The sequence below is a fragment of the Pseudescherichia vulneris genome, from assembly GCF_902164725.1.
Classification (GTDB): domain Bacteria; phylum Pseudomonadota; class Gammaproteobacteria; order Enterobacterales; family Enterobacteriaceae; genus Pseudescherichia; species Pseudescherichia vulneris.
Window position 1 is genome coordinate 4,214,177 of record NZ_LR607338.1, and the last position, 3,234, is coordinate 4,217,410.

The window sequence follows — 3,234 nt, forward strand, 5'->3', positions numbered from 1 at the left end:
TATATCTTTTAGCTGCTCATTGCTCATTTTTTGCAGGGTGCGCTGCGCCTGACTCCGCAGATGCCATTTTTTGATCGCTCGCCAGAGGATAACAAAGCCGATAAAGGGTCTTGTACCTCTGTTTTCATGAAATTCCATTCTCTGCCTCCTCGCGTTGACTGAAGCACTATTTTCAGCGAGAGTGGCATAAACAATACAGACTCAAAAAACGATTTTGTTTTCCATACAGATCCGCTAAAACGGTATCTGAACAGCGTCATTAGCCCAGATCTGTACTGATTTTTTAATCTGTATGGCAATAAATAAGGATACAGCATGGCACGGTATCAACGTCTGGCAGAGCTCTTAGCCGAGCGTATTGAGCAAGGCCTGTATCGCCATGGAGAAAAACTTCCGTCGGTACGCAGCCTGAGCCAGGAGCATGGCGTGAGCATCAGTACCGTTCAGCAGGCATATCAGACCCTTGAAACACGGCAGCTTATTACCCCCCAGCCACGATCTGGCTACTTTGTTGCGCCGCGCAAGGTGCAGCCGCCAGTGCCACCCATGTCGCGGCCAGTACAGCGTCCGGTAGAGATCACCCAGTGGGATCAGGTGATCGATATGCTCAAGGGCCATAAGGACAAAGAGATTATTCCCTTCAGCAGCGGCGCGCCGGATATCCAGCAGCCCAGCCTGCAACCGCTTTGGCGCGAGCTAAAACGCCTGGTACAGCATAACCTCGATGAAATCCTCGGCTATGACGCCCTGACCGGTCGCGTGGAGCTGCGGGAGCAGCTTGCCCGCTTAATGTTAGACGGCGGCTCGGTGGTGAGTGCGGAGGATATCATTATCACCAGCGGCAGCCAGAGCGGGCTTTCGCTTGCTCTGCTGGCAGTGTGTCGCCCTGGCGATATCATCGCTATCGAGTCCCCTACCTATTACGGCACCATGCAGCTTCTGCGCAGCCTGGGTTTTAAGGTCATTGAGATACCGACCGATCCGGAAACGGGTATGAGCGTGGAGGCGCTGGAGCTGGCGCTAGCCCAGTGGCCAATCAAGGGGATCGTTACCGTGCCGAACTGTAATAACCCTCTTGGGTTTATTATGCCGGACGCGCGTAAGCGGGCGCTCCTCGCCCTTGCCCAGAGCCATGACATCGTCATTTTTGAAGATGACGTCTATGGCGAACTGGCGACAGACTACCCGCGCCCGCGCACGATCCACTCCTGGGACATTGATGGCCGGGTCATACTGTGCAGCTCGTTTACCAAAACCGTCGCGCCTGGCCTGCGCGTGGGCTGGATTGTGCCTGGGCGCTACCACGACCGTTTTTTGCAGATGAAGTACGCCGTGGTGGGAAGCAACGTCCCGGTAACCCAGCTGGCGGCGGCCAGCTTTATCAAAGACGGACATTATCATCGCCATATCAGGCGGATGCGGCATATCTATCAGCGTAATATAGCGATCTATACCTGCTGGGTACGGGAGTATTTTCCGGAAGGGATCTGTATCACGCGCCCGAAGGGCGGGTTTATGCTGTGGGTGGAACTGCCCGAGCAGGTCGACATGGTCTGCGTAGCGCAACAGCTGTGCCGGCTAAAAATTCAGGTGGCACCGGGATCGCTGTTTTCAGCATCAGGGAAGTATCGCAACTGCGTGCGAATCAACTGCGCGTTACCGCCAAACGAGAAGCATCAGGCGGTGATGGAGAAGCTGGGTAATGCGGTAAAAGTGGCAATGGAGTAGCCCTCTCCCTTGCGAGAGAGGGCATGAAAACTACTTACTCACAACGACCAGCTTCTGGTTCACAAACTCTTTGATCCCCAGATCCGACAGCTCGCGACCAAAGCCGGAGCGCTTAACGCCGCCGAACGGCAGTTCCGGGGCGGTATCGGTCAGGGAGTTGATGTAAACCATCCCGGTCTCGATACGTGACGCCAGGGCTTTTGCCCGATCGATATTCTGGCTGAAGATAGAGCCGCCCAGACCGTAGTTTGAGTCGTTCGCCAGCTGCACCACTTCGTCGTCGTCTTTGACCACGTAGATCTGCGCCACCGGACCGAAGAACTCTTCAAAATAGGCCGGGTTGTCGCGGGTGATGTGGGTCAGGATCGTCGGCTCGAAGAAGTTACCTTCGCGCTCAACAGGCTTACCGCCAAGATGCAGCTTCGCACCGTTTTTCACCGCCTCGTTAACCTGTTTGGTCAGCGTCTCCAGCGCGTCCTTCGACGACAGCGGGCCCAGGGTCGTGGACTCATCCATCGGGTCACCGATCTTCACCTGACGGAAGGCGTCGGTATATTTCTCCAGGAACTTGTCGGCGATCGACGCCTGCACAATAAAACGCTTCGCGGCGGTACAGACCTGCCCGGCGTTTTGCAGACGCGCGGTGACGCCCACCTCAACAGCTTTATCCAAATCGCTGTCGTCCAGTACGACAAATACGTCGTTACCGCCCAGCTCAAGCGTCGCTTTCTTCAGCTTTTTGGCCGCCTGCGCCGCTACCGCGCTGCCTGCCGTTTCAGAGCCAGTCAGCGCCACGCCCTGAACGCGATCGTCGGCAATGATATTGGACACCTGATCCGAAGAGATAAACAGATTAGTGTACGCCCCCTCTGGCGCACCCGCCTCTCGCACCAGCTGCTCGAAGATTTCCGCACAGTGCGGCACGATGCTGGCATGCTTAACGATAATTGGATTACCGGCGGCTAGGTTCGGGGCCAGAACGCGCATCAGCTGATAGTAAGGGAAGTTCCACGGCTCAACTGCCATTAGCACGCCGATGGGATGATGCTCAACCCAGGCCTCACCCAGATCGGAGTTATATTTTACCGGTGCAAGGAAGGTGCTGGCATTATCGGCGTAGTAGCGCGCAATGCTTGCACAGAGTTTGACTTCACCCCGGCTCTGCTCAATCAGTTTGCCCATCTCCTGGGTGGCAATTTTCGCCAGCTCCTCTGAACGTTCCTCCAGCAGATTGGCAAGCTTAAGCAGCACAGGCAGGCGTTTCTCAATATCACCTTTTGACCATGAGGAGTGGTATAGCGCATCCGCTTTTTTCAGCGCCGTCTCGATATCCGCATCAGTATGGGACGGATACTCTTTAACAAGCTGATTTGTGAATGGATTCACTGTCTGATAGGCCATCTCAAATACCTCCTGGTTAGCAGTAAAAGATGCTGATAAGGTTAATAAGCGTAGTTGAAACATATGATGGCACATGGATTATTCGGCATAAACGGACTGTTCCGA

At 54.9% G+C, this 3,234-nt stretch carries 3 protein-coding genes; 1 reads left to right on the forward strand and 2 read right to left on the reverse strand.

The window, feature by feature from the left end:
• Positions 1 to 138: YjiS-like domain-containing protein (locus FN633_RS17580; RefSeq protein WP_154058985.1), on the reverse strand; the 138-nt coding region annotated here is incomplete at its 3' end.
• 177 nt (positions 139 to 315) lie between these two features.
• On the opposite strand from FN633_RS17580, the gene FN633_RS17585 reads away from it, so the two are divergent.
• Positions 316 to 1,728 (forward strand): aminotransferase-like domain-containing protein, encoded by a 1,413-nt coding sequence (locus FN633_RS17585; RefSeq protein ID WP_154058643.1) that lies wholly within the window; start codon positions 316 to 318, stop codon positions 1,726 to 1,728.
• A 30-nt stretch (positions 1,729 to 1,758) separates the two neighbouring features.
• Here FN633_RS17585 and FN633_RS17590 read toward each other — a convergent pair whose 3' ends face one another.
• Positions 1,759 to 3,129 (reverse strand): NAD-dependent succinate-semialdehyde dehydrogenase, encoded by a 1,371-nt coding sequence (locus FN633_RS17590; protein ID WP_154058645.1) that lies wholly within the window; start codon positions 3,127 to 3,129, stop codon positions 1,759 to 1,761.
• Positions 3,130 to 3,234 lie beyond the last annotated feature (105 nt).

Excerpts from the sequence above, each read along its gene's own strand:
- FN633_RS17590 (WP_154058645.1), bottom strand. The coding sequence starts at position 3,129 with ATGGCCTATCAGACAGTGAATCCATTCACAAATCAGCTTGTTAAAGAG.
- FN633_RS17585 (WP_154058643.1), top strand. The coding sequence starts at position 316 with ATGGCACGGTATCAACGTCTGGCAGAGCTCTTAGCCGAGCGTATTGAG.